The sequence below is a fragment of the Paraglaciecola sp. genome, assembly GCF_039964565.1.
Classification (GTDB): Bacteria; Pseudomonadota; Gammaproteobacteria; order Enterobacterales; family Alteromonadaceae; genus Paraglaciecola.
The window spans coordinates 63,184-88,019 of the sequence record NZ_JBDVXF010000012.1; the positions used below are offsets into that span (position 1 = coordinate 63,184).

The 24,836-nt window shown below is 39.7% G+C and carries 22 protein-coding genes; 9 read left to right on the forward strand and 13 right to left on the reverse strand.

Annotated features, from left to right (window positions below; translation table 11 throughout):
- Positions 1 to 43 precede the first annotated feature (43 nt).
- The 5 genes from ABJK37_RS06670 to purM all read right to left on the reverse strand — a co-directional run bounded on the left by ABJK37_RS06670 (position 44) and on the right by purM (position 8,135).
- On the reverse strand, positions 44 to 2,680 hold the full coding sequence (locus tag ABJK37_RS06670; protein WP_348351366.1) for an EAL domain-containing protein: 2,637 nt from the start codon (positions 2,678 to 2,680) through the stop codon (positions 44 to 46).
- A 393-nt stretch (positions 2,681 to 3,073) separates the two neighbouring features.
- Positions 3,074 to 5,539: an acyl-CoA dehydrogenase FadE gene (fadE, locus tag ABJK37_RS06675; protein ID WP_348351368.1), complete on the reverse strand. Its 2,466-nt coding sequence runs from the start codon at positions 5,537 to 5,539 to the stop codon at positions 3,074 to 3,076.
- Between the two features lie 174 nt (positions 5,540 to 5,713).
- Complete coding sequence (locus ABJK37_RS06680) at positions 5,714 to 6,448, reverse strand: DUF3108 domain-containing protein (protein ID WP_348351369.1); 735 nt, start codon at positions 6,446 to 6,448, stop codon at positions 5,714 to 5,716.
- Complete coding sequence (purN, locus tag ABJK37_RS06685) at positions 6,441 to 7,070, reverse strand: phosphoribosylglycinamide formyltransferase (protein WP_348351598.1); 630 nt, start codon at positions 7,068 to 7,070, stop codon at positions 6,441 to 6,443. The genes ABJK37_RS06680 and purN overlap by 8 nt, the downstream gene beginning before the upstream one ends.
- Positions 7,071 to 7,097: 27 nt before the next feature.
- Positions 7,098 to 8,135: a phosphoribosylformylglycinamidine cyclo-ligase gene (purM, locus tag ABJK37_RS06690; RefSeq protein ID WP_348351372.1), complete on the reverse strand. Its 1,038-nt coding sequence runs from the start codon at positions 8,133 to 8,135 to the stop codon at positions 7,098 to 7,100.
- A 231-nt stretch (positions 8,136 to 8,366) separates the two neighbouring features.
- Here purM and ABJK37_RS06695 point away from each other — a divergent pair, with 231 nt between their 5' ends.
- Together ABJK37_RS06695 and hda are read left to right on the forward strand one after the other, a co-directional pair.
- The gene (locus ABJK37_RS06695) at positions 8,367 to 9,470 is read left to right on the forward strand and encodes a DUF2066 domain-containing protein (protein ID WP_348351374.1); all 1,104 of its coding nucleotides are present in this window, start codon (positions 8,367 to 8,369) and stop codon (positions 9,468 to 9,470) included.
- Positions 9,458 to 10,177, forward strand: coding sequence for a DnaA regulatory inactivator Hda (gene hda, locus ABJK37_RS06700; protein WP_348351376.1), 720 nt, complete (start codon positions 9,458 to 9,460; stop codon positions 10,175 to 10,177). The genes ABJK37_RS06695 and hda overlap by 13 nt, the downstream gene beginning before the upstream one ends.
- Here hda and ABJK37_RS06705 read toward each other — a convergent pair.
- From ABJK37_RS06705 to arsC, 3 genes are read right to left on the reverse strand one after another with little or no spacing between them, the layout of a single operon-like run.
- Positions 10,161 to 10,595: a DUF2069 domain-containing protein gene (locus ABJK37_RS06705; RefSeq protein WP_348351378.1), complete on the reverse strand. Its 435-nt coding sequence runs from the start codon at positions 10,593 to 10,595 to the stop codon at positions 10,161 to 10,163. The two genes, hda and ABJK37_RS06705, sit on opposite strands and share 17 nt — an antisense overlap.
- Position 10,596: 1 nt before the next feature.
- The gene (gene wrbA / locus ABJK37_RS06710; protein ID WP_348351380.1) at positions 10,597 to 11,190 is read right to left on the reverse strand and encodes an NAD(P)H:quinone oxidoreductase; all 594 of its coding nucleotides are present in this window, start codon (positions 11,188 to 11,190) and stop codon (positions 10,597 to 10,599) included.
- On the reverse strand, positions 11,187 to 11,540 hold the full coding sequence (arsC, locus tag ABJK37_RS06715; RefSeq protein ID WP_348351382.1) for an arsenate reductase (glutaredoxin): 354 nt from the start codon (positions 11,538 to 11,540) through the stop codon (positions 11,187 to 11,189). Before arsC ends, wrbA begins: the two co-directional genes overlap by 4 nt.
- 97 nt (positions 11,541 to 11,637) lie before the next feature.
- On the opposite strand from arsC, the gene ABJK37_RS06720 reads away from it, so the two are divergent.
- The gene (locus tag ABJK37_RS06720; protein WP_348351384.1) at positions 11,638 to 12,105 is read left to right on the forward strand and encodes a TlpA disulfide reductase family protein; all 468 of its coding nucleotides are present in this window, start codon (positions 11,638 to 11,640) and stop codon (positions 12,103 to 12,105) included.
- Here the strand turns inward: ABJK37_RS06720 and ABJK37_RS06725 are convergent.
- A complete protein-coding gene (locus tag ABJK37_RS06725; RefSeq protein ID WP_348351386.1) occupies positions 12,091 to 13,545 on the reverse strand; it encodes a M48 family metalloprotease in 1,455 nt (484 codons plus the stop codon). The two genes, ABJK37_RS06720 and ABJK37_RS06725, sit on opposite strands and share 15 nt — an antisense overlap.
- A 109-nt stretch (positions 13,546 to 13,654) precedes the next feature.
- Positions 13,655 to 14,230 carry a hypothetical protein gene (locus tag ABJK37_RS06730; protein WP_348351388.1) on the reverse strand — a complete coding sequence of 192 codons (576 nt, stop codon included), beginning with the start codon at positions 14,228 to 14,230 and terminating at the stop codon, positions 13,655 to 13,657.
- 157 nt (positions 14,231 to 14,387) lie between these two features.
- Here ABJK37_RS06730 and ABJK37_RS06735 point away from each other — a divergent pair, with 157 nt between their 5' ends.
- On the forward strand, positions 14,388 to 15,455 hold the full coding sequence (locus ABJK37_RS06735) for an AI-2E family transporter (RefSeq protein WP_348351390.1): 1,068 nt from the start codon (positions 14,388 to 14,390) through the stop codon (positions 15,453 to 15,455).
- A gap of 41 nt (positions 15,456 to 15,496) precedes the next feature.
- Here the strand turns inward: ABJK37_RS06735 and bcp are convergent, their stop codons facing one another.
- Both bcp and ABJK37_RS06745 read right to left on the reverse strand, forming a co-directional pair.
- Positions 15,497 to 15,964: a thioredoxin-dependent thiol peroxidase gene (bcp, locus tag ABJK37_RS06740; protein WP_348351392.1), complete on the reverse strand. Its 468-nt coding sequence runs from the start codon at positions 15,962 to 15,964 to the stop codon at positions 15,497 to 15,499.
- Between the two features lie 45 nt (positions 15,965 to 16,009).
- Entirely contained in the window at positions 16,010 to 16,588 is a 579-nt protein-coding gene (locus ABJK37_RS06745; protein ID WP_348351394.1) for an ACT domain-containing protein, read from the reverse strand.
- 114 nt (positions 16,589 to 16,702) lie between these two features.
- Here ABJK37_RS06745 and dapA point away from each other — a divergent pair, with 114 nt between their 5' ends.
- The 3 genes from dapA to ABJK37_RS06760 all read left to right on the forward strand — a co-directional run bounded on the left by dapA (position 16,703) and on the right by ABJK37_RS06760 (position 19,902).
- Positions 16,703 to 17,584, forward strand: a complete 882-nt coding sequence (dapA, locus tag ABJK37_RS06750) for a 4-hydroxy-tetrahydrodipicolinate synthase (protein ID WP_348351396.1) — start codon at positions 16,703 to 16,705, stop codon at positions 17,582 to 17,584.
- A 9-nt stretch (positions 17,585 to 17,593) separates the two neighbouring features.
- Positions 17,594 to 18,700, forward strand: a complete 1,107-nt coding sequence (gene bamC, locus ABJK37_RS06755; RefSeq protein WP_348351398.1) for an outer membrane protein assembly factor BamC — start codon at positions 17,594 to 17,596, stop codon at positions 18,698 to 18,700.
- A 98-nt stretch (positions 18,701 to 18,798) separates the two neighbouring features.
- A complete protein-coding gene (locus ABJK37_RS06760) occupies positions 18,799 to 19,902 on the forward strand; it encodes a phosphoribosylaminoimidazolesuccinocarboxamide synthase (RefSeq protein WP_348351400.1) in 1,104 nt (367 codons plus the stop codon).
- Between the two features lie 44 nt (positions 19,903 to 19,946).
- Here the strand turns inward: ABJK37_RS06760 and ABJK37_RS06765 are convergent, their stop codons facing one another.
- Complete coding sequence (locus ABJK37_RS06765; protein ID WP_348351402.1) at positions 19,947 to 20,978, reverse strand: LacI family DNA-binding transcriptional regulator; 1,032 nt, start codon at positions 20,976 to 20,978, stop codon at positions 19,947 to 19,949.
- 566 nt (positions 20,979 to 21,544) lie between these two features.
- On the opposite strand from ABJK37_RS06765, the gene ABJK37_RS06770 reads away from it, so the two are divergent.
- Entirely contained in the window at positions 21,545 to 22,243 is a 699-nt protein-coding gene (locus ABJK37_RS06770; protein WP_348351404.1) for a DUF1080 domain-containing protein, read from the forward strand.
- A gap of 2 nt (positions 22,244 to 22,245) precedes the next feature.
- The gene (locus ABJK37_RS06775) at positions 22,246 to 24,618 is read left to right on the forward strand and encodes a PVC-type heme-binding CxxCH protein (protein ID WP_348351406.1); all 2,373 of its coding nucleotides are present in this window, start codon (positions 22,246 to 22,248) and stop codon (positions 24,616 to 24,618) included.
- Positions 24,619 to 24,836: the final 218 nt, after the last annotated feature.

Below are 24,836 nucleotides of genomic sequence, written 5' to 3' on the forward strand. Positions count from 1 at the left end.
ACAATTCTCTCTCTTTCCCTTAGCGATTTAGTATGAGATTGTGTTAACGGTGTTTGATACACAGTGCTTTCACTTTATTTGCTGGTAATGGTTGATTAATTAGATACCCCTGATATTTTTTGCAGTGCCAACGTTTTAATAAGGCTAAAATCTGCATAGTATCCACACCTTCAGCTAATACAGTCAAACCAAGGGCCTCACCTAGTTTAATGACCGCTTTAGTAATCAGTGAATCACTCTCATCTGTGGTGATATCTTTGATAAAACTCCTATCAATTTTAATAATATCTATAGGGAATTTTTTTAAATAACTTAAAGAAGAAAATCCAGTTCCAAAATCGTCCAAGGCAATTTTAATACCTAAATCATGTAATTGATTAAGATGGCTAATGGTTTGGTTATGCTCTTTAAGCAGCAGGGTTTCTGTGACTTCCACAACTACATTGGCGCAACTTAATTTGGCATTTAGGACAGCCTCATGTAGTTGTTGTACTAAATTTTCATCATAAAACTGCCTAGGACTAATATTTACAGCCATCACCGCGTCTTCGTCTAATAAACCGCAATCAATCCACTCTCGTAATTGACTAAAGCTCTGTTGGCACATCCACTGGCTTACGCTGGATATCAGTCCAGATTCTTCTAACACCGGAATAAACTCTGTAGGCGAAACTAAACCATTTAGAGGATGGTTCCAACGTAACAAAGCTTCAAAACCTTTAATTTTATTTGTGTCTATGTCTAATTGAGCTTGGTAATAGACTTCGAATTCTTGCCGTCCAAGCGCGCGGTGTAAATCGTTAGATACTTCAAGTTTTTTTCTTGAAGCTTGTTCAAGTTCAGGTGAGTAGTATTGATAATTATTGCGCCCCGCATCTTTGGCTCTATATAGCGCAAGATCTGCTTGTTTTAATAAGTTTTTACTGGTGATTTTGCGGCCCATTACAGAAAAACTAATACCAATACTGGTTGAAATGAATATTTCTTTTGAACCGATTTGATAAGGCGCTTCAAGTACTTGTAGTATTTTTTCAGCCAATGAAGCGACTATAGTCGCATCCTCTAATCCTTCAATGATGAGTAAAAACTCATCGCCACCGACACGGCAAACGGTATCTTCAGTGCGCACACTATTACGCAACCTTTTGGCCACTTCAATGAGTATAAAATCACCCACATCATGACCTAATGTGTCATTGATATGCTTGAAACCATCTAAGTCCAGAGCCAGCAACGCCATAGAGCCATGGCGTTCCACCCGTTCAAGGGCATGATCAAGTCTATCAAAAAAGCAGGCTCTATTAGACAACCCGGTTAACGGATCTTTTTCTGCCATTTCTCGCAATCGTTCTTCAGCTTCATGTTGCTTAGAAAAATCAGTGATAGTGGCAATTAGCCCTTTCATATCTCCTTTTACATCAACTATTGGCGTTGCATGTAACATCACCCATTTGAAGCTTTGCCCATATCTCATTTGGCATTCACGAATAAATTCATGACCGCCAGTAATATTATTGTGTAATTGGGTTAAAAGCTCTTCCGCTTCTTCGGGGTGAAATTGTTGCATCCAATCTAAACCATGGATATCACCAGCTTTACAATCAGTGATTTCAAGCCAGCGTTGATTAACATATTCAGTTTGCCAGTTGGCATCTGTCTGCAAAATACCCGTGGGAAGCATTGTTGCTAATACCTGGAAGCGTTCTAATGCAAGGGCCACTGCATTTTGATTTACTGTGGGGGATTCAAATTTCTCAAGCAATAATAAATCGTATTTAACGCCCTGTTCCTGGTAATTTACAAGGTTCAATTTTACATCTATCACTACGCCCATTGGTCTGCGTATTCGGCTCACCATATTAGTTGCACTGGTGTTTTTTAAAGCCTGTAGAATGACTTTGTGATTCAATAAAAATTCTTCGATCGGTTTTTGCAATAAATCAGTACCGGCCACTGATAATAAATTTTCGGCAGATTCATTAACACGGCAAATTAACTGTTCAGCGTTTAAGGTAAGCATCGCCAGTGGGCTTACTTTTTCTAATTGATAAAATATCTTGCGCCAAACATTCTCGTCTTTGGCTACAAAGTGCTCCATAGACTCATTCTGCGTATTTTTTTGGGGGGAGGGCGTGCAATTACTCACAAGTAATTGCAGTTGTGTTGTCACATGAATTAGCAAAGGCCATAACCGTTGAACGTCTTCTATATGATAATGCTTATCTGCATTAGCTATGCAAATTACGTAGTGATTTCGTTTATCTAGCCCCATAGGTACTAGCATGGCCCGCTCTACCGTTGGCCAGTGGGAGTTAAAATTATTTAATTGACGTATGGTCGGTCGATCTAAGACCGTAGAAGCGCACTGTAATAAAACATCGAAAAATGGCTTGGTACTTTGCTCTAAATGCAATCGACCACTTTGGTCGAGGCTTTGCCAAGTGTCTTCTTGAGAAATATGCTGTGCCCCCATACATATGTATCTGGGTTGTTCATTGTCAGCGATACTTTGTTTTAAAATTATTGCAAAACGTGATTTAGTTAAAGTGCCAATTTCACGTAAAGTTTCAGTTAACAAATGTTCTGCATCAAAATGCAGTGTCACATTTTTCTTTAATCTATCTATGGCTTGACGTAGTGCGTGATCCCTACGCGGTGTTTTTGCTTGATAATCCATCATAATGTTACTACTGCTTATGGGTAAATTAACCTTAAGGTTTAAAGAGAAGTCTAAAAGCACTGTTAGACTAAGCCAATGAAAAACTACCTAAACTTTATATTAACACTTTATTGGATTTCACAAGAAAAACAAGTATAAAAAGGTGATGCAAGTCTAATGTTACGGAGAAAATAATGTACCAGTTTGAGTCATTTAACATCTTTTGTAAGGCGCGCCAGAGAGCTAAAATAGATCGCTTTATTCATAGAGGAAAATGAAACACAGATGGTAGAAGGGGTTGGTTTTATTGTCGAGTTTGGACAACGCCTCGAAAAACACATTAACTAGAGACTGTTACTCAGAGTCGGTGACAGAATCATAAAAAGCCCTGATTAACAGGGCTTCTAAATATGACTAAGCTACTTTTTTAGCTCGCGGCTTTCGTTTTGGCTTTTCTTTTTCAAGATTATGGACTATCTCACTATTTTTGAAATCGTCAACATTTATGGTACGTAAACGGCCTTTTTCTGTTTCTCTTAGCAGTTCAGCTTGCTCATCGCTAATCACTTGTAACTCAAGGCCTTTATCGGCTACCTTATCTAATTCAGTAAAGGGTAAATACTCTTTTGCGGCCTTACATACTTTGTTGTAAATAGGCTCTGCGGCAAGCACGTTTTCTAAGGTTTGTTCCAAATCTCCCATCAAACTGCCTTCTACTCTAGAAAGATATTGGCCAGCACCTAATCGAGTACGCGCTTCACTTGGTGTTTGTAATAACGTGGCTATCTTATGTTCGATATCGTCTGCAGGACGTCGGTACTTTTTGCCAAATGGCATGATGATTAACTTAAGCACTTTTCCCAATATTTTGGATGGAAAGTTATCGAACAACTCTTCTAACGCTATTTCCAGTTTATGTAAACTATCTTGCATTGCCCAATGCATTAAAGGCAAATCGTCAGCTTTACGCCCTTCATCGTCGAAACGCTTTAGGACACAAGAAGTCATGTATAGATAGCTTAGTAAGTCACCTAAACGCGCAGAGATGCGCTCTCGACGTTTTAATTCACCACCTAAAACTGCCATTGCAACGTCAGATAAAAACGCCATGTTAGAACTGTATCGTTGCATTGAGCGATAATAACCCGCAGTTTCATCACTAAAAGGGGCTTTAGTAAATACTGCACCTGTAAGTGAAAACCATAAACTACGGAAGAAGTTGCTGATAGCAAAACCAATATGCCCAAAAACAGCTTCATCAAATTGTTGCAACCTTTGCTCTTCATCGGGGTTGTTTGCCGCCAGCAATTCTGTCAAAACGTAGGGGTGGCAGCGCATCGCACCTTGCCCATAAATCATCATGTTACGAGTTAGAATATTTGCCCCTTCAACTGTAATTGCGATGGGTGCTCCTTGATAGGCACGTCCCAAATAGTTATTTTGACCAAGCATGATGCCTTTGCCACCATGTACGTCCATGGAGTCATTGACTATCTGACGCATTTTTTCGGTTAAATGATATTTGCATATTGCGGATATGACAGAGGGTTTTTCACCTAAATCTACACCCTTTGTCGAAAACGAATTGACTGCGTCCATCAAGTACGCGTTGCCACCAATACGCCCCAACATTTCTTCAATGCCCTCCATTTTACCTACAGGCATTTTAAATTGACGACGAATGCGGGCATAAGCGCCAGTTGCAAGTGCAATGCTTTTTGCCCCTCCGGCAGAAGATGAAGGTAGAGTTATCACGCGGCCTACAGACAAACATTCAACCAACATACGCCAACCTTGTCCTATCATCTTATTACCGCCGATGATGTAGTCTAAAGGTACAAAAATGTCTTGTCCTCTGATTGGGCCGTTATGGAAGGGGACATTTAATGGAAAGTGGCGATTCCCAATTTCCATGCCTGCAGTGTCTCTGGGCAGCAATGCACAGGTAATTCCTAGCTCTTTTTCGTCACCAAGCAAACCTTCTGGATCATACATTTTGAAAGCCAAACCTATCACAGTTGCTACTGGTGCTAGCGTGATATAGCGCTTATTGAAGGTAAGCCGCATGCCAAGTATTTCTTCGCCATTCCACTGACCTTTACACACTACGCCTTTATCAGGTAATGAGCCCGCATCTGAGCCCGCTTCTGGGCCCGTTAGGGCAAAACACGGAATTTCGTCGCCTACTGCTAAACGTGGTAAATAATGGTCTTGCTGTTCTTTGGTTCCATAGTGTTGCAATAATTCACCTGGACCGAGAGAATTTGGAACGCCGACCGTAGTAGAAAGTACCGCACTGACACTAGATAGTTTTTGCAATACGCGCGCTTGCGCAAAGGCTGAAAAATCTAAGCCTCCGTATTCTTTCTTAATGATCATCGCAAAGAACTTATTGTCTTTAAGGTATTGCCACACTTCGTCAGAGAGGTCTGCATTGACGTGAGTGATTTCCCAGTCGTTACACATTTTACATACTTCTTCTACTGGCCCATCTAAAAACGCTTGCTCTTCGCCAGTTAATCGAGACTGAGGAATATTGTGCAAAGTTTGCCAGTTCGGATTGCCACTGAAAATTTCTCCATCCCACCAAACCGTGCCGGCGTCGATAGCATCTTTTTCTGTACTCGACATTTCAGGCATAATTTTTTTGTAAAGGTTTAAAATCGGTTCACTGATATATTGCTTGCGTATCGAGTCGATATTAATAGGCAGGGCTACAATTAAAAATGCCAACCATGTGAATTCGCCGACAATACCTAATAAGCTTCCGAGTACAAATAGACAAAAAACTGCCACAGTAGCGTTAAATAACTTCATTCGAAAATAGCTTACTGCTCCCAGCGACGCTATTACATATAAAAACCAAATTAGGATTTGCATAAATTCTCCAATTTTAGAGGTCAGACCAGAATGTGAACATTATATTTTTAGTATGTAAAAATCAAGTTTAAGGATCAGATTATCATTAAGGTTTGCATCAACGTTTAAAACAAATTGCATCAACCAAAATGATATCTGAGTTAAGGTAGTATAAGTGAAGTTTGGTCAGTAGGTTTAGTTTTGAGATGGAGCAGCGATGTTTCCTGGTTTGAAGTTTTTTAAACGGATTTCACCTTGCTCATCACCGTCTTTGAATTGTTTTAACTTAACTAATTGATAGTTCAGTTGTGGTGAAAACCACGCTATCGTTTCCCTTGAAGAATTATTGCGTATGATTTTTACTTTGATGCCTTCAACCATACCATAGGGTAAATCGAGTGATTCCTTACCTACGACTTTTAATTCATAGTGCCTTAACTCACCTCGATTATTTATCACGTTGTACTCAAAGCTTCGTTTACCAGAAGCTAACTTTAATTGTACGTCTAAGCGATAAAGTTGGTTGTCAAGCTGTCCTGACCAATTGATGGGCTGCCCCTGATTGATAGTGACAGTTGATTCTGTGGCATTAAAACGTATTTTGGTACTTTTATTTGATCCTGTGCCACTGCGACTATATGCATACGTAAGAGGGTGTAGTTGAGAATCGCTAAATGAAAAAAAACTCGTTTCTGAACGAATATCTGACAGAAAGAATGCTGAAACTTTAGAGTAATAATCTAGTCTATATAAATTATCTTCATCAGCTTTTAGGACTAACTTTGCTTTTCCCAAGGTTCTGTTGAATCGGTAGACTAGGTACTCTGCTTCAAAACCAACTAGTTTTTCTTCAGCATAAACACGTTGGTTAGCTCCAAAACTCAGCCCTAACAATAAGGTTAGTGTTAAAAGAACAATAGACCTATTCAATCGCATAACCCTCTTCAGTTAATATTTTGTTGTCTAATACCGCTCTATTATCGATCATTTTTAGTCTATCTTCACAAAACCACTTAATAACCAAAGGGTACATTTGACGTTCTTGTTGTTGAACTCGTTGCGCCAACTCGTGAACATCTTGTTGTTCGAACACTGGCACTTTGGATTGCAACACTACCGGACCACCGTCCAACTCTGGTGTGACAAAGTGCACAGATGCTCCGTGTTCTTTGTCATTGGCATCTATTGCTCTTTGGTGGGTATGCAATCCTTTGTACTTGGGCAGCAAAGATGGATGAATGTTCAACATTCTACCCAAATAACGTTCAACAAAACTAGGCGTTAGAATACGCATAAATCCAGCTAATACAATGAGATTTGGATTGTATTGGTCAATACACTCAGCCAGTTTGTTGTCATATTCCTCCCTGCTGGTGAAGTTTTTATGATCAATATAAATAGCAGGGATGCCCGCGTTTTCTGCACGGGTCAGGCCGTAGGCTGTCTCTTGGTTGGCAATTACCGCAGTGATTTTGGCGTTAATTCTATTTTCAGAAATGTCGTCAATAATTGCTTGCAAGTTTGAACCATTACCTGAAACCAAAACAACCATAGACTTTTGCACGCGTTGCTCACTCACTTAGTTTATCTCTACCTGTTGTTCAGCATCACTATTTTCAATGTGGCCAATCTGCCAAGCGTTTTCACCGAGATTATTTAAAATTTCAAGTGCCTGAGTTGCTTTGTCACTAGGTAACGCAATCACTAAGCCTACGCCACAATTGAAGGTGCGATACATTTCATGCGTTGTTACGTTACCTTTTTGTTGTAACCAATTAAATATTGCGGGCCATTGCCAACTTGAACCATCGATTACTGCTTTAGTGCCTTGGGGTAAAACTCTCGGAATATTTTCCCAGAATCCACCACCAGTAATATGAGAGATGGCGTTAACCTTTACTTGCTCCAATAGTGCGAGAACACTTTTGACATAAATACGTGTGGGTTCTAATAGGTGTTCAGATAGCGGTTTATCTTCAAGTAAGTCGCTGGTATCACTTTCTGAAACTTCTATGATTTTACGTATCAAAGAATAGCCATTCGAATGAGGTCCCGACGAGCCTAAAGCAATCAGCACATCTGAGTGAGCAACCTGCGAGCCATCAATGACATCGTCCGCTTCAACCACGCCGACGCAAAAACCTGCAACGTCATAGTCTTCGCCATGATACATACCAGGCATTTCCGCGGTTTCTCCACCGATAAGCGCGCAACCAGATAACTCACAACCTTTGCCGATGCCTGTTACGACTTCCGCTGCAGTATCAATATTCAGTTTTCCAGTTGCGTAATAATCTAGGAAAAACAGCGGTTCAGCACCTTGTACTATTAGATCGTTTACACACATGGCCACCAAATCAATGCCAATCCCTGAGTGTTGTTTTAAGTCCATGGCTAACCTGAGTTTAGTACCCACACCGTCGGTGCCAGATACCAAAAGCGGTTTTTTGTATTTTTCAGGAAGTGCACATAATGCACCAAAGCCACCTAGTCCACCTTTGACTTCAGGTCTGTGAGTTTTTTTTGTGACAGATTTAATTCTTTCGACTAGTTGGTTACCTGCATCAATATCAACCCCAGCGTCTTTGTAACTTAGTGATGACTTATTATCGCCCACGTTAATTCCCCAATCTCAATATAGTCGCAAAAAAGAGCGCAGATTTTAGCAGCTTGATGAAATAATACCAACGACAGAAATTGACATATATGCGTAAAATAACCTGTAAATATAATTTTTAGGTAGTTTGGGTATATAGTTCCTTAAACAGTTGATGAATTTTGTTCGCAAATAAATGACAATAGCCGATAGAAGTGTTTTAGATATCTGTTTTGAGGAGAGTTGGCCCAGATGCCAATAAAAATAAACCCTGTGTTGTTAGTTTTTGTGTTTGTGTGGATACTTGGCTGGCAGAGCGCTAAAGCAGCGGTTATCGATGATTTATACGATGCAAAAATTGCCGTTGATAACCAATCACAATTAACCCAAAGTAAAGCTTTTCGTTTAGCTCTGGAACAAGTGTTGCTGAAAGTCCGAGGTAACAGTGACTTGTTATCTAACGCTAAAATTAGGAATTCACTTTCTAAGGCTACACGTTTTGTTAGGTCCTACAGCTATGAAAAATCAGGTTCACAGCTGTTTTTGGTGATTAGTTTTGACCCGCAACGGGTGGCAAACGTGATTCGAAGTTCTGGGTTTCCAGTTTGGGATAAAAGAAGGCCTGACACTTTAGTTTGGTTAGCAATACAATCACCAGATGGTTCAGATAGACATATTGCAAATTCAACGCACTACCCAGAGTTTTATCAGCAACTGAGTACTCGAGCTGCGCAAAGGGGCATAACCTTGGTTTACCCCTTGTGGGATCTTGATGATATTCAAACTCTGAGTGTTTATGATATTTGGGGAGGATTCAGTAGCCAAATTGCCAAAGCAAGTGAGCGTTATGTGGTTCCATCTGTGCTTTCTGCGAGAATTCATGGCGCTATTAGCGAATCACCTGAAGACAGGGTAAACACAACAAAACCTAGCGTACAATGGACCGCTGATTGGACCATGATTGAGGGTGGTGGGTTATTGTCTGGGAAAGTACAGCAACAAAGTCAAATTGATATTGCTACGGCTTTAATAGATGCGTTGGCCGATCAACTATCATCAAAGTATGCGGTAGACCTTGCGCAAATTGATCGCTCTGAGGCTAAAGTTCAGATAGTGGTTAATAATATTGATTCTCTTAGTTATTATAAACTGGCGTTGAATTCATTAGAAAATATGAGTGTTGTCAACGAGGTAACCTTGATAAAGCAGCAAGGTTCGAGAGCTACGTTTGAGCTAGATTTGTTAGGTGACGTTGGAGATTTAACCAATGCGCTAAGTTTAGACAGTAAAATTAGACCTGTAGTGGATGATTTTGGTCAGCCTATTCGTGGTTTGGAGTTCTTTTGGGTCAAGTAAGTAATCAACTGACGTTGCCTATTGGTTTAAAAGACACCGAATCATTTGCCAGTTTTATCCCCGGACAAAATGCCCAAGTTTGTAGTCACCTACGTGAGTTATTACGGCAGTTTGAAACAGATAAAAACAACAATTGGCTAACCTATTTGTTTTCTGATTCAGGTTTAGGGAAAAGTCATTTGTTGTATGCTAGCTGCCAACAGGCAGAGTTAGCAGGAAAAAGTAGCGTATATTTGAGTTTCAACGAAAAACAACATATGCAGCCTGATGTACTTCAAGGTTTAGAGCAGTATCGCTTAGTTTGCCTAGATGATATTGAAAAATTACAAGGTGAAAGTGCCTGGCAAATAGCGGTATTTGATTTAATCAATAAGATTAAAGAGCAAAATCAAAGCTGTTTGGTGATTACCGGTAACCAACCCCCAAATAAATTATCCTTAGAACTGCCTGATCTTATTTCTAGATTGTCATGGGGAACAAATTTTCAACTTTATTCGTTGACCGACACGCAGCGTCAACAAGCCTTAATGGTGAAAGCCCAGCATCGTGGTTTGAATATGTCGAAAGACGTAGCTAAATACTTAGTCAATCATTGGCAACGAGACATGCCAGCGTTGATAGAGTCATTAGATATTCTCGATCAGCAATCCATGCAACAACAACGTAAATTGACTATACCTTTTGTTAAAACTATTTTTGATTTTTAGTTTTTAGACTTTCAAAGGCTTGCTTCTCTTCTAACAATTCATCTTTTAACTTGCGGATCCCTAGCCCAAGTTCACGTCCTCTAATCCGTGCATAGAAGCTACAGCCAGTAAATAATAAACAACACAGTATTATTTCAACTAAAGCGTACCATCTTTCGCCATCCACAGCATAAACAGCAGTTAAACCATGTAACAAGTAATACATGACGATAAAATTGGTCCAAGCGTGAGTATAGGGTTTTCCTTGTATAAGTCCTTTTGCAGGTAATAAAATGGGGACAATCCAAAACAGTAGTGTAAATACTGTGGAGGTGGGTTTATCTATGGTCAAAACAAAATGCCAAACTACTAACCAAATAATTAATAGTAGATAACTGCTTAAAGTTAATCTTCGAAAAAAAGTACTGTTAAATGTCATATTAGTTATCCAGTTTCGCAGCGAGTGCGGCGAGTCTTGTGCCTTGTGCGATACACAGTTTTTGTTCTTCCATCGTGAGCTGCTTCTGAAAGTCGCCTTGAGCTAAATGGCTTACACCATATGGGCTTCCTCCTGATTGAGTGGTATGCAGTTCAGGGTTAGAGTAGGGTAGCCCACACAATATCATGCCATGATGTAGCAAAGGTATCATCATGGTGAGCAAGGTGCTTTCTTGCCCGCCATGCATACTAGACGAGGAAGTGAATACACAAGCAGGTTTGTTTTCTAATGTGCCGGCTAACCATTGTCCGCTAGTATCATCTAAAAAGTACTTTAAAGGCGCTGCCATATTACCGAAACGGGTAGGGCTGCCTAGAGCCAGCGCACAGCATTCATCCAAGTCTTGTTTTACTACGTAAGGGTCGCCGGTATGAGGAATTGAGTTTTGGGTGTCGGTAAAATGGTTGCTCACTTCAGGTACACAACGTAATCGAGCTTCTAATCCGGTTTTTTCGACACCTAACGCGATGCTATTAGCCATGGCCTGAGTCGCACCATGGCGACTGTAATATAAAATCAATACTACTTGACTCATAAAATATCCAAAACAGATTCGGGGGGGCGACCAATAGCGGCTTTACCTTTGTACCTAACTATTGGGCGTTCGATGAGTTTCGGATGATTTAACATGGCTGTAATCAGTAAATCCTCACTTAAACTTGGATCCGCTAAATTTTGTTCTTTATAAGCGTCTTCTCCCTTGCGCATTAATTGTCTGGCAGAAGAAAAGCCTAATTGGTAAATTATTTGGGTGAGTTCGTCTTCTCGAATAGGGGTTTTCAGATACTCGATAATGTGTGGTTCATACCCTTTGTCATGAAGTAATTGAAGTGTTTGGCGACTTTTAGAACATCTAGGGTTATGCAATATGCTTAAATCAGACATAAATTTTCACTTAAAATGAGTTTTAGGATTAAGACGTAGTATTCTACATTTTATTTAATTGGTTACGAGAGTAACCCGCATTTAGGGTGCTGTTATTTTGAAAAAAATTGTTATTGGTTTGGCTGCATTGTTAGCTTTGTTGTTAGGGTTGTGGGCTCAAAACTCTTTGAAAGTCGATTTTACATCCACAGATGGTAATGAATATCGTTGGAGTAGTGGCGAAGGAAAATGGAAAGTAGTCAATTATTTTGCTGAATGGTGCGCGCCGTGTCTAAGAGAAATGCCGGAATTAAACCGTTTTTATCAACTCCACAAGGATGAGATAGATATTTTTGCAGTGAGTTTTGACCCTCTCGATAATGAACAATTAACTGCTCTTAAACACAAGTATGATATTCAATTTGCGGTTGTCGCTAGCCTTAACTCTTTACCTTGGAATCAACCACCAAAGAGTTTACCGACAACTTACATCCTTGATGCCAAAGGCAATGTGCGACAGCAATTGAAAGGCGAACAAAGTGCTCAAAAATTAATACAAACTATTAATCAATTAAAGAGTTTGTAGACGCTCCTGAGCTGTTCGAAATTGGTCTATTCTTGCTCGGATGCGTTGTTGTTCTATTTTGCGTTCACTCGCATAATTGTAGGCGGTATGTAGTTCATCAATGGCTCTGGGGTACGCTGCGACCAAGGCGTATATTTCGGCCTTGATTTGATGCATCTCCAGTTTTTGGCCACTGTTTTGGTAGGCGTCTGACAACAAATCGTAAGCTAACATATTGTCAGGATTAACAAGCAAGTAGTCTCTGAGCAGTGATGTTGCTCTCTCGAAATTTTGAGTTTTTATCAATGCATTCGCCAAATTTAAGGTCAATACTCTGTTGAACGGAGTATGTAAAATTTGCGCAGATAATCGGTCTATGGCGCTTTGGGTTTGGTCCATTTCAATTGCTAAATCAGTAAATGTATCTAAATAAAATAAATTATCGGGTTCTTTCTCCAGTAACCCTTCGATTAACTCTAACGCGGGTTCAAATTGTTCGTTGGCTAAAAGTGATAGAGCTAAACCGTATTCAGCGGCCGCTTTAAATACATAAGATTGCTTATCCAATATCCCCGAGAAGTATTCGATATTTCGCTTTGGATTAGCATAATAACGCGCCAAAACTCTCGATTTGGCTAAATGAAAATTAATACTTTCTGGAATGTTCCGTTTTCGAAATGATGCGGCTCGCGTGCGCGCATCTGCAACTCGAGATTCTGGCAAAGGGTGAGTCAGTAAGAATGCCAAAGGAGTCGATTTAAGGCGATTTTTCTCGGTTAAAATACTAAAAAAACTGCTTGCGCCGTAAGGGTCAAAACCTGCATCCGCTAATATTCTTATTCCTACTCTGTCCGCTTCTTGTTCGTTTTGTCTGGTGTAATTAATTGAAGATTGCGCGGAGGCTGCATTGGTTACAGAAATAGCCGCCATTCCGGCTTCTGGATTTACCGCTGCTAACATGATACTTCCTAGCAAACTGGCTATCTGCAATGGAGATGATTTCTGTCGTGCTTCCATGCTTCGAGCGATATGTCGTTGCGTCACATGACTGACTTCGTGTGCTAATACCGATGCCAGTTCAGATTCGTTTCTGGCATTAAAAATAAGTCCGGTATGGATCCCAATATGCCCTCCAAAAAAAGCGAATGCATTGATTTCTGGACTATTGAGAATAAAAAACTTATATGGAAACTTTACATTGTCTGCCTGTGCGACCAAACGATTTCCAAGGTCTTGAATATATTCATCTAACAAAGGATCATTAATAATGGGCGCTTGACCTCGCAGTTGTCGCATAAGTGCGTCCCCAATTAATACTTCTTTATCAAGGCTGATGGCACTAGATGCAACGACTCCTATTTCAGGTAATTGATTTTTTTTATTTTGCGCGCCAACTGACATGATGCCTACAACGCAAATACAAAAGGCAGAAACAACAATGTTAGCTATAGGTTTTATCATAAATTACATCTAAATTAGGTCTGTTATATTACGAGCCAATGTTTGTTGCTGACTACTGGTGTTTACTATGGATCAATTCGCAGCTCATTAGTTCAATTCTGCTGAGGCATTAAGCCGATTTAATGTTTTCTAATTGTTGTTCGAGAGACACAAATAACGCTTTGATTGATTGCCCACTATTTTCAACAACTTCTAATGAGGTGGCCAATAACTCAAGCAACTGTTCTAGTAACATATGGGCATATTTGAGTAATTCTATGTCTGCCTCGTCACCACAACGAATTGTTACACACATAAAGTCGCTAAGTTTAGGGATACTCACTAGAGGACCAAGAATCGAGGGATTAAATTCTTTAAAAGGTGAATTCGCGTCAAAAGCTTTAATCATGGCCTGTGGTTCGTTTTTAATAACCGGAAAACAATGTAAGTCAAATGCATATTGGTTACAGTGTTTTTTAAGCACTACAGCAGGTTTACCTTGTTTACAATTGCTTAAATTCCAGTTTTTTTTATCTAGGAGGTATTTAATATTGTTGTCAAAACCATCGGTAAAGGTACCTTCAAGTTCCAACAGTTTAGAGGCCACTATTTGAAAATGATCAGGGATATCTCCCAAATTAAGGGATTTCTTAAGTTGCAAAATCGCTTTTACATTGCCAAAACGACTTGTCCAATCTAATTGCAAATATAACCTCTCTTAGTTTTTATTATCTTTGAGTTATCTCAGTTAAGCGCTGTTTTATCATATTGTGGTTGTGTAATAATGTCCCCATCATATAGCTGAAGTTAAACTTTCACCAATCTATAGTTTGGTGATACCTAATAATACACAAGGACAATAGATGTTAACCGTTTTTGAACGTTGGTATAAGCGTAAATTTTCAGATCCTGATTCTATGATGTTGTTATTGTTGCTGCTTATTAGTTCATTGTTATTAGCAGTCTGGGGCGGTATTTTGATGCCAGTTATTGTCGCTGCTGTAATTGCTTATTTATTGGATTGGCCTGTTGTTCAGTTGTGCAAGTTGGGTGTATCTCGCGGCTATAGCACCGTATTGGTGTTATTTGGTTTCATTAGTCTGTCAATTTTGACCTTTGTTGGTTTAGTGCCAGTGGTAGTGCAGCAAAGCATTAACCTAATTAAAGAAATGCCGCAGATATGGCAACAGGGGCAACAGTGGCTTTTAGCCTTACCCGAATCTTACCCTGATTTAGTACAATTGACACAGATTCAGGATGTATTGGATAGTATCAATGAGAGAGTCGTAGGGTTTGCAGAGCAACTATTATCTGCCTCATTTAGTTCTTTAGGTGGCTTAGGAGCCATGCTTATTTATATGATTTTAGTACCATTGATGGTGTTTTTTATGGTTAAGGACAAAGCAATGTTAGTCGCAAACCTGTCGTCATTGCTACCAAGTGAGCGTCGCCTTATTAAACAAGTTGGTTCAGAGATGAACCTACAAATCGCTAATTACATTCGTGGCAAGGTGATTGAAATAGTGATTGTTGGCACTGTTTCGGCAGTAACATTTGCATTTATGGACTTACGTTATGCATTGTTATTAGGCGTGTTAGTCGGTTTTTCCGTTCTCATCCCGTATATAGGTGCAGCAGTCGTAACGATTCCTATCGCTATTGTGGCGCTGTTTCAATGGGGAATTACACCGGACTTTTGGTATTTGATAGTTGCTTACGGCATTATTCAAGCCTTGGATGGCAATGCGTTAGTGCCGATTTTGTTCTCAGAAGCCGTGAGTTTGCATCCCGTATACATCATTATTGCAGTGTTATTTTTTGGTGGACTATGGGGATTTTGGGGGGTGTTCTTCGCTATTCCTTTGGCGACGTTAGTTAAAGCTGTAACTAATGCTTGGTCAAGTCCAAAAGAGTTAGACTCTGCAATCTAACATAAAGGGAGCCGAACCAATTCGGCTCCCACTATTTTTATTCAGCTATTTTGCAAATAATCTAAAACCACTTCATGATGCGTTTTAGTTTTGAATTTATCAAATACATGTTCAACTTTACCGCTTTCATCAATCAAAAACGTAATACGATGAATTCCATCGTATTCTTTACCCATAAATTTTTTCAAGCCCCAAACTCCGAATGCATCGGCTACTGAATGATCTTCGTCTGATAAAAGGGTGAAGTTGAGACTTTCTTTTTCAATAAACTTAGGCAACCTCTTAACCGCATCAGGGCTTATTCCCAATACTTCTACGTTTTGCTCTGCTAAAGAATTTTGACTATCTCGCAATCCTTGAGCCTGAATGGTACAGCCAGGTGTCATGGCTTTAGGGTAAAAATAAACTAAGACTTTCTTACCTTTAAAGTCATTTAGGTTCACAGTTTGGTTGTTTTCATTGGGTAAAGAAAATTGTGGGGCTGTGTCTCCAGCCTTAAGGGTTTGCATAATTATTTACCTTTTTTTTTAAGTCTAAACAGTCTTACTAAGTTATTAATGATTTGGTTTAATCGCGCCTAATAAATTTAGAGGATGCAACAGCTCTTGAAGCGCCTGCTCAATTTTTTCAACTTCGAGTTCATGAGGGATTGAAATGACCATTTTGCATTTCATGGGCTTTTCATTGGCAGAGTCATTTTCGTCTTTATCTAGAAACTTTAATCTAAATGCGCTGACCGAAATATTGCGTTGCGTGAAAAAATCCGTGATTTGATCGATTAAACCTGGCGTGCTTTCACCACTAATGATGACATCCGCTAGGTGCTCAAGGTTTTGTTTACAATGTTTTTTGGTGCGTTTCATCATCGATAATAAATTATGTTTCTGACAAGTTTGCGGCAATAAACATTCTGCTTGGATTATTGCACTTTGCGTACCTTCGACGATCATAGTGAGTGAAAAATCTTGGCCATAAATGGCTTGGCGACTGTCTAAAATATTGCATCCTACTCCGGTTACAGTGTCTGCCAAAGTGCTCAACACACCAAATTGGTCTGAACCTAGTATGGTAATGATAAGTTGCTGCTGCATTTTTAACCAAATTGTTGCTATAAAATTCGCTATAACATACATGATTGTGGGTGGGTTGATCCAGTTTCTATTTTAATCTCTGGATCAGGCTATTCAATGCTTGTTTTTAAGAGGCCAGATCTTTACCATTAGGCGCTAATTTTTTGGGGGGAACACATGTTTACTGGCAGTTTTGTGGCGTTAATAACGCCAATGTATGATAACGGGCAAATAGATTATCCGTCATTGAAGGCGCTCGTTGATTTTCATATTCAAAATGGGTCTCATGGCATAGTGTCTGTTGGTACTACTGGGGAGTCTGCGACTTTACCTTTTTCTGAACATATTGAAGTAGTCAAACGCACCGTTGAATATGCGCAGGGAAAAATACCAATTATCGCGGGAAGCGGTGCAAACTCGACCTCAGAAGCAATATTTTTGAGCGAGCAAATGGCTAATACAGGTATTCAAGGCTTTTTAAGTGTTGTGCCTTACTACAATAAACCGCAGCAAAAAGGTTTAGTGGCGCATTTTAACGCGGTAGCCGATTCAACTGACTTACCCGTGTTGTTATACAATGTTCCTAGCCGAACCGTAGCTGATATGTTACCCGAAACTGTAGCTGAGTTGGCAAGCCATCCTAAAATTGTTGGTTTAAAGGATGCGACAGGTGATATTTCGCGCCTAAAGGCTACCCAAAATCTGGTCTCAGATGATTTTGTGTTGCTAAGTGGCGATGATTTGACTGGATGTGAATTTTTGGCAAATGGTGGACATGGTGTTATATCAGTGACCGCAAACATTGCGCCAAAACAAATGGCTGACATGTGTAATGCTGCTTTAGCTAAAGATTTTCAATTAGCGCAAAATATAGACAAACAAATTTGTGAGCTACATAGTGCGTTATTTATTGAGCCCAATCCGGTGTTACCAAAGTGGGCGTTATACAAAATGGGGCTGACTAATTCAGCTTTTTTACGATTACCTTTAGTTGAATCGGAACTAGCTAGCCAAAAACATATCGAACAAGTCATGCGCAGTTCTGGCGTATTATCTTAAGGAGATAGCATGACCTATAAATTTCAACTAATTGGTGTGATAACAGCCACTGTGTTAAGCGCCTGTAGTTCATTAGAAGAAAGAGAAATAGCCAGTGGTTCATTTGAATATATCAAAGAGCAACCGGGCCAAAAAATAGCAATACCCGAGGATTTACAGCAACCCAAATTTAGCGAATCCTACAAACTACCTGATATAGGTGAAAATGCCCCAGTTACTGCTATGGGTAAAGATTTGAGTGTGCTCTCACCTTCATTGGTATTGCCTATTGTGGCAGGCTCCCATATCGAAGAAGGGTCAAAAAACGCTACTGTTTGGTTTGACCAAGTCGATGATAGCGTGCCTCTTGATACTACTATCTGGAATTCGCTAATCCGTTTTTTAGAAACTGAAGGAATTGGTGTCCAGACGTTTGACAAAGACAAGCAACGTTTGGTTACCGATTGGATGGTTTGGGACGAAAGCAAAGAAAACAAATGGTACAGTTGGTCGAAATCAGAACGTACCGTTAAACAGCGTTTTGAGTTTTCTTTAAATAAAAAAATTCATGGTAGATCGGCTTCATTAAGTGCGGATTTAGTTGAATATAAAGAACAAATAGATCCACAAAGCCCTGAAATAACCCAAGCAAAAGACGAAAGACGTAGTGAGATCGATGTTCTCAATAGTGTCGTAAAACATTATGAGTTTGAAACTCAGTTAGCTAACGTTAAACGTTATCGTCAAATTCGTGAAGGTTTGCCAATGGAGCTAGGGTTTGACAGTGACGGTGAACCTGCATTTGTTGTTGATGCGGATTATGAAATCACTTGGCCAAGACTCTTACTTGTATTGAGAAAACTAGGGTTTGATGTAAAAGATTTTGATAAGTCAAACGGCTTGATGTTTGTTAAATACAATGGCTCAGAAGAGGGGTGGTGGAGTGATATTTGGTCAAGTGATAAAAATCAATTTGACCTAGACACCGAAGAGTACCGTATCAAAGTTGTTGCTGCGGGAGAAAAAACCTCGATCACCTTACTAGACGATGAGAGCAAACCATTTTTGGTGAATAAACTAACAGATTTGTACCCTAAGTTTTCAAAAACCATGTCGGCTGACAATTTAGATATTTAGTTGTTTGACTTTGGTTACTAACGTGGCCAGGGTCGATGTTATCAAGTTAAATCTTACTCAAATTTTGTGTATTGATCAGATTAAGGAGTTGGCATTGTATGTCGATTGCGGATTCAATTTTATCGGTTAACAATGACCTGCCTATTCGTACTGATTTGCCGGTACATAGTGGCAAAGTGCGCTCCGTTTATTGGTTAACTGATAAAGACAGTCGACGTTTAATTGCCGATAAAGGCTATGCTGTGCCAAATGATACGCCACTAGCTATTATGGTTATCAGTGACCGGATTTCAGCTTTTGATTGTATCTGGCATGGTGAAGGTGGCATGTTAGGCGTGCCTGGCAAAGGCGCGGCTTTAAATGCTATTTCTAATCATTGGTTTGAATTGTTTAAACAACAAGGTTTAGCTGACAGTCATATACTGGATATACCGCACCCTTTTGTGTGGATAGTACAAAAAGCACGACCCGTGATGATTGAAGCTATCTGCCGCCAATATATTACAGGCTCAATGTGGCGAGCTTATGAAAAAGGTGAAAGACATTTTTGTGGTATTCAACTCGAAGAGGGACTCAAGCAAGACAGTAAACTCGCTAATTTGCTGATCACCCCCTCTACAAAAGGGATTTTAAAAGGGATACCTAATGTACCAGAAGCCGATGATGTAAATATTACCCAACAAGATATCCTCGATAATTATTCAGCCTTTAACTTTGAAAAGCGACAAGATGTTGAGTTGTACGAAAAATTACTCACTGAAGGATTCCAAGTTATTAGCCAAGCCTTAGAGGGCATTGAGCAAATCTTTGTGGATACAAAATTTGAGTTTGGTTACGTCAAAGATTTAGTTGGTAACAATAAACTTATTTATATGGATGAAGTAGGCACGCCAGACTCCTCACGTATTTGGGATGCTGAACAATATACGCAAGGAAATGTGGTAGAAAACTCTAAAGAAGGGTTTCGTCAGTTGTTACTGAATCATTTCCCAGATCCTGATATTTTACTAAACAAAAATCGTATGCAAGAGCGTCAACAGTTGGCTGCTGACAATGCGCTTCCAGTAGACGTGTTAATGCAAGTGTCGAATACCTATACAGAAATTGCAGAAAAAATTACCGGTAAGTCCTTAGTTGTAAGTGACAATCCAAAACAAGAAATTATTCAAATATTGAAAAGAGACTATCAATTAATTGATTAGTCTTTTCATATACGCGCTACATTATAAAAATAGTTTATATCGTTTTAACTAGGTTGTTTTTTTGTAGAGTCTCGTATCACTAACTCGCCGTCAGTGATACGTGCGTCATCTTGACCTTTTGCAGGTAAACCTGAATCCTTGGTTTTAAGCCTTTCAATTAACATACTTGCCGCTTGATAACCTATTGTTACTAAGGGTTGGCGCATGGTGGTGATATGTGGCCAAACTTTAGTGCTGATAGAAATATCATCAATTCCACAGATTGAAATATCATCTGGCACACGTAAACCTAAACTCTGAACTTTGTATAAAACACCCACGGCCATTTCATCGTTAGCCGCAAATATAGCGGTGGGCCTCGGGGTTTGATTAAGTAATACGGTGGCCGCATCTATTCCAGATTGATAAGTGTAAAACCCTTGCACGATATGGGATTCATTTATTTCCCTATTCGCTTCGCTAAGTGCTTTTCTGAATCCCATTTCACTGCGTCTTGATGAGTCTTGATCGGGGTGCCCTAGAATAAAAGCGATGTCCTTGTGTCCGAGTTTCATTAGGTAATTCGTCATGTCATAACTAGACTGCGTTCCATTAAACCCAATACATTCACCACTTTTTACATTTTTAGGACCTATTTTTATGTAGTTAATGTTGTTAGCGTCTAACATTTGAAGCAACTCAATTTTGTCGCATATTGGCGGCGTTAGAATAAGCCCGTCGACAAGGGTGTTTTCAACTAACTCTTCAATTTCTTTTGCTAAACTTTGAGATCGATAACTGCAGTCATACACAAAGAGTCCCATTTGTTGTTCGGTGCAGCTTTGCAAAATTCCTTTCTGCAGATTCATTAAATAACCAGGGCTAGGGTTATCCGACAATAAAGCAATAAAAAATGACCGATTTCTGGCTAACGCCATGCCTAACGGATTACGTTTAAAGCCCAATAGTTTTATCGACTCTTGTACTTTATTCCTGGTTTCTGATCGAACGTTCGCTTCTTGGTTAATGACTCTCGAAACTGTTTTTTTTGAGACTCCTGCATGTTTAGCTACATCGTTAATTGTGATTGACTTCATTTGAAAATAGTCCGGTTGGGCAAAACGGTGACTGAACCTATATGAGGCGTAGTTTATAATAGTTGTTGATAACGGTGTCAACAATCGTCATACGTTGTCACACTTAGTTTGATGATGAAAACGAATATTAAATTATTTGTATCTATAGCGAATAAGTCCAGTGTTCCAAAAACTCTGACTTGTGTTAACGTTATCTCGCCGCTCACTACAATTAACTATATGATTTTTCGGGATTAAAATCTCACTCAGTCCAACATGAAATGGATGAAATTAAGCACAAAGAACATGTCTAGGTGACGCATCTATGCAAGTCTTGAGCATTTGGTTCAACAATTGGATAATATTAATGCTTGATACCGGTGTCATAAAATGTATTATTTGAAGATAATGTTGCGTAAGTGTTAATTAGGCTTTTGTTTCTTGCGGTGACTTCGGGTCGCTTATAAAGATATTGATTGCTCTTATATGCAGTTAATTGCGCACAAGAAGCGGGTATTGGTCTGTTATACGCTTTTATTGTGGTCGAGCGAAAGCTCTATTTAGGATATTGAATAAGGTCAATTATTGTGAATTTTGTAAAGAGTTGGGTTTGTGGTTTGTTAGTAGTCAGCACAGCTAATCCTGTATTGGGTGAGGAGTTATCGTTAATTGATCCTCAGCTTAGTCAGTTTCAAAATGTTTACGCTTATGGTGAAGCCAAGGTAGTGAATGATGAAATTGAAATTTACTCTACAGGTAACTTCTTTTTACTGACTAAAAAGCACTATAGGAATTTTATACTCAAGGCTGAAGTCAAAATGCCAAATGTAAAAGAATACAATAATTCAGGTATTATTTTTCGAGCGCAACTTAAACCCACAAAAGATGGGTATCAAGAAGCAGTTGGTTATCAAGCTGAAGTGGATCCCTCTGATCGTAAATGGAGTGGCGGGCTATACGATCAGGCAAGGCGTGGTTGGTTATATCCGGTGCACCCCACACGTTCTCATCCCGATCACCATTACATTCGTAGTGTACTAGGAGAGTGGACCGAACAACAAGGGAGTGCCTATCGACCTGGTGAATGGAACAAATATCGAATCGAATGTAGAGGTAGCAATATTAAAATATATTTAAACGATACTCTGACTACTCACCTAATCGATACCAAAGATGCTAAAGGATTGATTGGCTTGCAACATCATGGAAGCAAAGCGCTAAAATCTACTGGGAAAACAGACAATGTAGTGCGCTTTAGAAATTTAACTATAAAAGAATTGGACTGATTATGAAGAATATTTCCCGCTGGACTCTTTGTTCGCTAAGTTCACTTTGTTTGATTTTTTCTAGCTCGATAGCATTCGCATCGCAGCAGCCAGTAAAGTCAAAAAACAAAGGCGATCGAGAAGGGCATGATATGACAGCCCCCATAGCGGCTGAAGATATCCCACCGGCGCCGATATTGAGTGTTGAACAAGCCATTTCATCAATGCAAATCCAATCAGGGTTCGTTCTAGAAAATGTGGCGGCAGAGCCATTGGTAGCAAGTCCTATTGATATTGCATTTGATCCTGACGGACGTATATGGGTTGCTGAAATGTTAACTTTTATGCCGGATCTTGATGGTAATAATGAAGAATTACCTGAAGGTAGTATTGCTATTTTAGAGGATAGTAATGGGGATGGGGAAATAGATAAACGGACAGTATTTCTAGATGACGTAGTACTGCCAAGAACAGTCGCTATAGTTAAAGGCGGTATTTTATATGCAGATCATCAACAACTCTATTTTGCTGAAGTGTTGGAAGGCAATAACTTAGGAATAAGAGAGGTTGTGGACCCTACTTACGCTGAAGGCGGTAATGTTGAACACAAGCCAAACGGTATGTTATATGCGCTTGATAACTGGTATTACAACACTAAAAGTAATCAAAAATACCGTGTAATGAGCTTGCTAGCAGACGTACCTAACAACGCCAAAGAAATATATCGTAATAAATATTGGAAAATGGTGGTGGCAGAAACAGACTATCGAGGACAGTGGGGAATTAGCTCCGATGACTATGGACGTTTATACCATAATGGCAATAGTTCACCGGCTCAAGGGGAATATCTGCGTCCAGGGTCTCTGATGAAAAACCCAGGGTTACAAAAACCAGTCAAAGCTAACAATATTGGGTCTACGCGGGTTTATCCGATTCGAATCAATCCGGGCGTAAATCGAGGGTATTTACCAAGTACTTTGATAAAAGATGGTCCAAACAAAGGTAAGTTGGCTAATTTTACAGCGGCCAGTGGAAATCAGTTGTATCGAGGTGATCAGTTTCCGCAAGATTTTTACGGTGTGTCTTTTACACCTGAGCCCGCGGCTAATTTAATTTCAGCTCGCCGAGTGGTGGAAACTCAAGGAGTACTCACGGGTAGTGAGTTGTATCCCGAATCGGAATTATTGGCCTCTACAGACGAGCGATTTAGACCAGTTAATTTGAATACTGCACCAGATGGATCATTGTATATAGTGGATATGTACCATGGGGTTATTCAACATAAGGAGTTTTTAACAACCTATCTGCGAAAACAATCTGAAGCGCGAGGTTTAGATAAGAATAATCGTTCGATGGGGCGGATTTATCGCTTACGCTGGCAACAAAACGCCTTGGGTAAACAGCCTAAAATGTCCAAGCAAACCCCAGCGCAATGGGTAGAGCATCTAAACCATACTAATGGTTGGTGGCGAGATATGGCTCGTCAATTGATAGTACAGCAGGGGGATCTTTCCGTGGTACCAGCTGTGCGTCAAATATTGACTAATAGTGAAGATCATAAAGCTAGGATTAACGCGTTATGGACTTTGGAGGGGCTAGGGGCGCTAGATTTGGACGTAATAATTACGGCTTTGTCTGATATACATCCTAAAGTTCAAGTTTCAGGCATAGAGTTGAGTGCTCGTTTACCTGATTCAGACCATAGTGTGATTGGCGAGTATTTGTTGAAGCTGGGTCCTATTGCATATGAATTAGCGGTGCAAGTTGCACTTGTCGCAGGAGAGATTCAAGGTGAAAAATCGTTACTAGCATTAAAACAAGTGTTAATGCTCTACGGCGATAAGCCTTGGATAAAAGAGGCGGCGATTAGCGGCTTGGCTGGCAGGGAGCAAGAGTTTAAAGCGCACCTGACTGATTTTGACAATAATGATTTTATCGAGATGTTTAATCGTGTGGGTAAAGAAGATATTGCCAACAGTAACGTGCTAAATCTAGAAAATTATATTCAGGATAGTTACAACCGTGGTAAGGATTATTACGATGGTAAGGCCGCGTGTTTCGGCTGTCATGGTAAAGATGGTAAAGGCATCGACAATATGGGGCCCCCATTACAAAGCAGCGAATGGGTAACTGGGCCTGAACAACGTCTGGCAAAAGTACTGTTGAAGGGACTAATGGGACCCATAAAGGTTAACGATTCGCAATATAACTTAAGTATGGTTATGCCAGGGTTTTCTGCAAACCTTACCGATCAAGAACTTGCCGACCTGAGTACGTATATTCGCAATAACTGGGGGAATACTGCTTCTTCTGTGTCTCGAAATGTGTTTGAAAAGTTACGCAAACAAACAAATAGCAGGCAAATGCCCTTTACAGAAAAAGACTTTACGCACTGATTAGGATATTTGCAGTGGGAACTTTGTGTGATTATGGGGTTACGTCAAGCTTGCCCCTACATAGTCTTGCCTCCTGCATAGTAAGAGGCGTTATATTTATTCAAATGATAAGTTTGGGTTCAAAATATCACATGTTTTGATTATGTTTGATACCGGTGTCAATTTGAATTTTACATTACTATAACAACTCCTATATCATCTTGATTACTGTCAGATGT

Excerpts from the sequence above, each read along its gene's own strand:
- ABJK37_RS06670 (WP_348351366.1), bottom strand. The coding sequence starts at position 2,680 with ATGATGGATTATCAAGCAAAAACACCGCGTAGGGATCACGCACTACGT.
- fadE (WP_348351368.1), bottom strand. The coding sequence starts at position 5,539 with ATGCAAATCCTAATTTGGTTTTTATATGTAATAGCGTCGCTGGGAGCA.
- purN (WP_348351598.1), bottom strand. The coding sequence starts at position 7,070 with ATGGTTGTTTTGGTTTCAGGTAATGGTTCAAACTTGCAAGCAATTATT.
- ABJK37_RS06695 (WP_348351374.1), top strand. The coding sequence starts at position 8,367 with ATGCCAATAAAAATAAACCCTGTGTTGTTAGTTTTTGTGTTTGTGTGG.
- ABJK37_RS06705 (WP_348351378.1), bottom strand. The coding sequence starts at position 10,595 with ATGACATTTAACAGTACTTTTTTTCGAAGATTAACTTTAAGCAGTTAT.
- wrbA (WP_348351380.1), bottom strand. The coding sequence starts at position 11,190 with ATGAGTCAAGTAGTATTGATTTTATATTACAGTCGCCATGGTGCGACT.
- arsC (WP_348351382.1), bottom strand. The coding sequence starts at position 11,540 with ATGTCTGATTTAAGCATATTGCATAACCCTAGATGTTCTAAAAGTCGC.
- ABJK37_RS06725 (WP_348351386.1), bottom strand. The coding sequence starts at position 13,545 with ATGATAAAACCTATAGCTAACATTGTTGTTTCTGCCTTTTGTATTTGC.
- ABJK37_RS06735 (WP_348351390.1), top strand. The coding sequence starts at position 14,388 with ATGTTAACCGTTTTTGAACGTTGGTATAAGCGTAAATTTTCAGATCCT.
- bcp (WP_348351392.1), bottom strand. The coding sequence starts at position 15,964 with ATGCAAACCCTTAAGGCTGGAGACACAGCCCCACAATTTTCTTTACCC.
- ABJK37_RS06745 (WP_348351394.1), bottom strand. The coding sequence starts at position 16,588 with ATGTATGTTATAGCGAATTTTATAGCAACAATTTGGTTAAAAATGCAG.
- dapA (WP_348351396.1), top strand. The coding sequence starts at position 16,703 with ATGTTTACTGGCAGTTTTGTGGCGTTAATAACGCCAATGTATGATAAC.
- bamC (WP_348351398.1), top strand. The coding sequence starts at position 17,594 with ATGACCTATAAATTTCAACTAATTGGTGTGATAACAGCCACTGTGTTA.
- ABJK37_RS06760 (WP_348351400.1), top strand. The coding sequence starts at position 18,799 with ATGTCGATTGCGGATTCAATTTTATCGGTTAACAATGACCTGCCTATT.
- ABJK37_RS06765 (WP_348351402.1), bottom strand. The coding sequence starts at position 20,978 with ATGAAGTCAATCACAATTAACGATGTAGCTAAACATGCAGGAGTCTCA.
- ABJK37_RS06775 (WP_348351406.1), top strand. The coding sequence starts at position 22,246 with ATGAAGAATATTTCCCGCTGGACTCTTTGTTCGCTAAGTTCACTTTGT.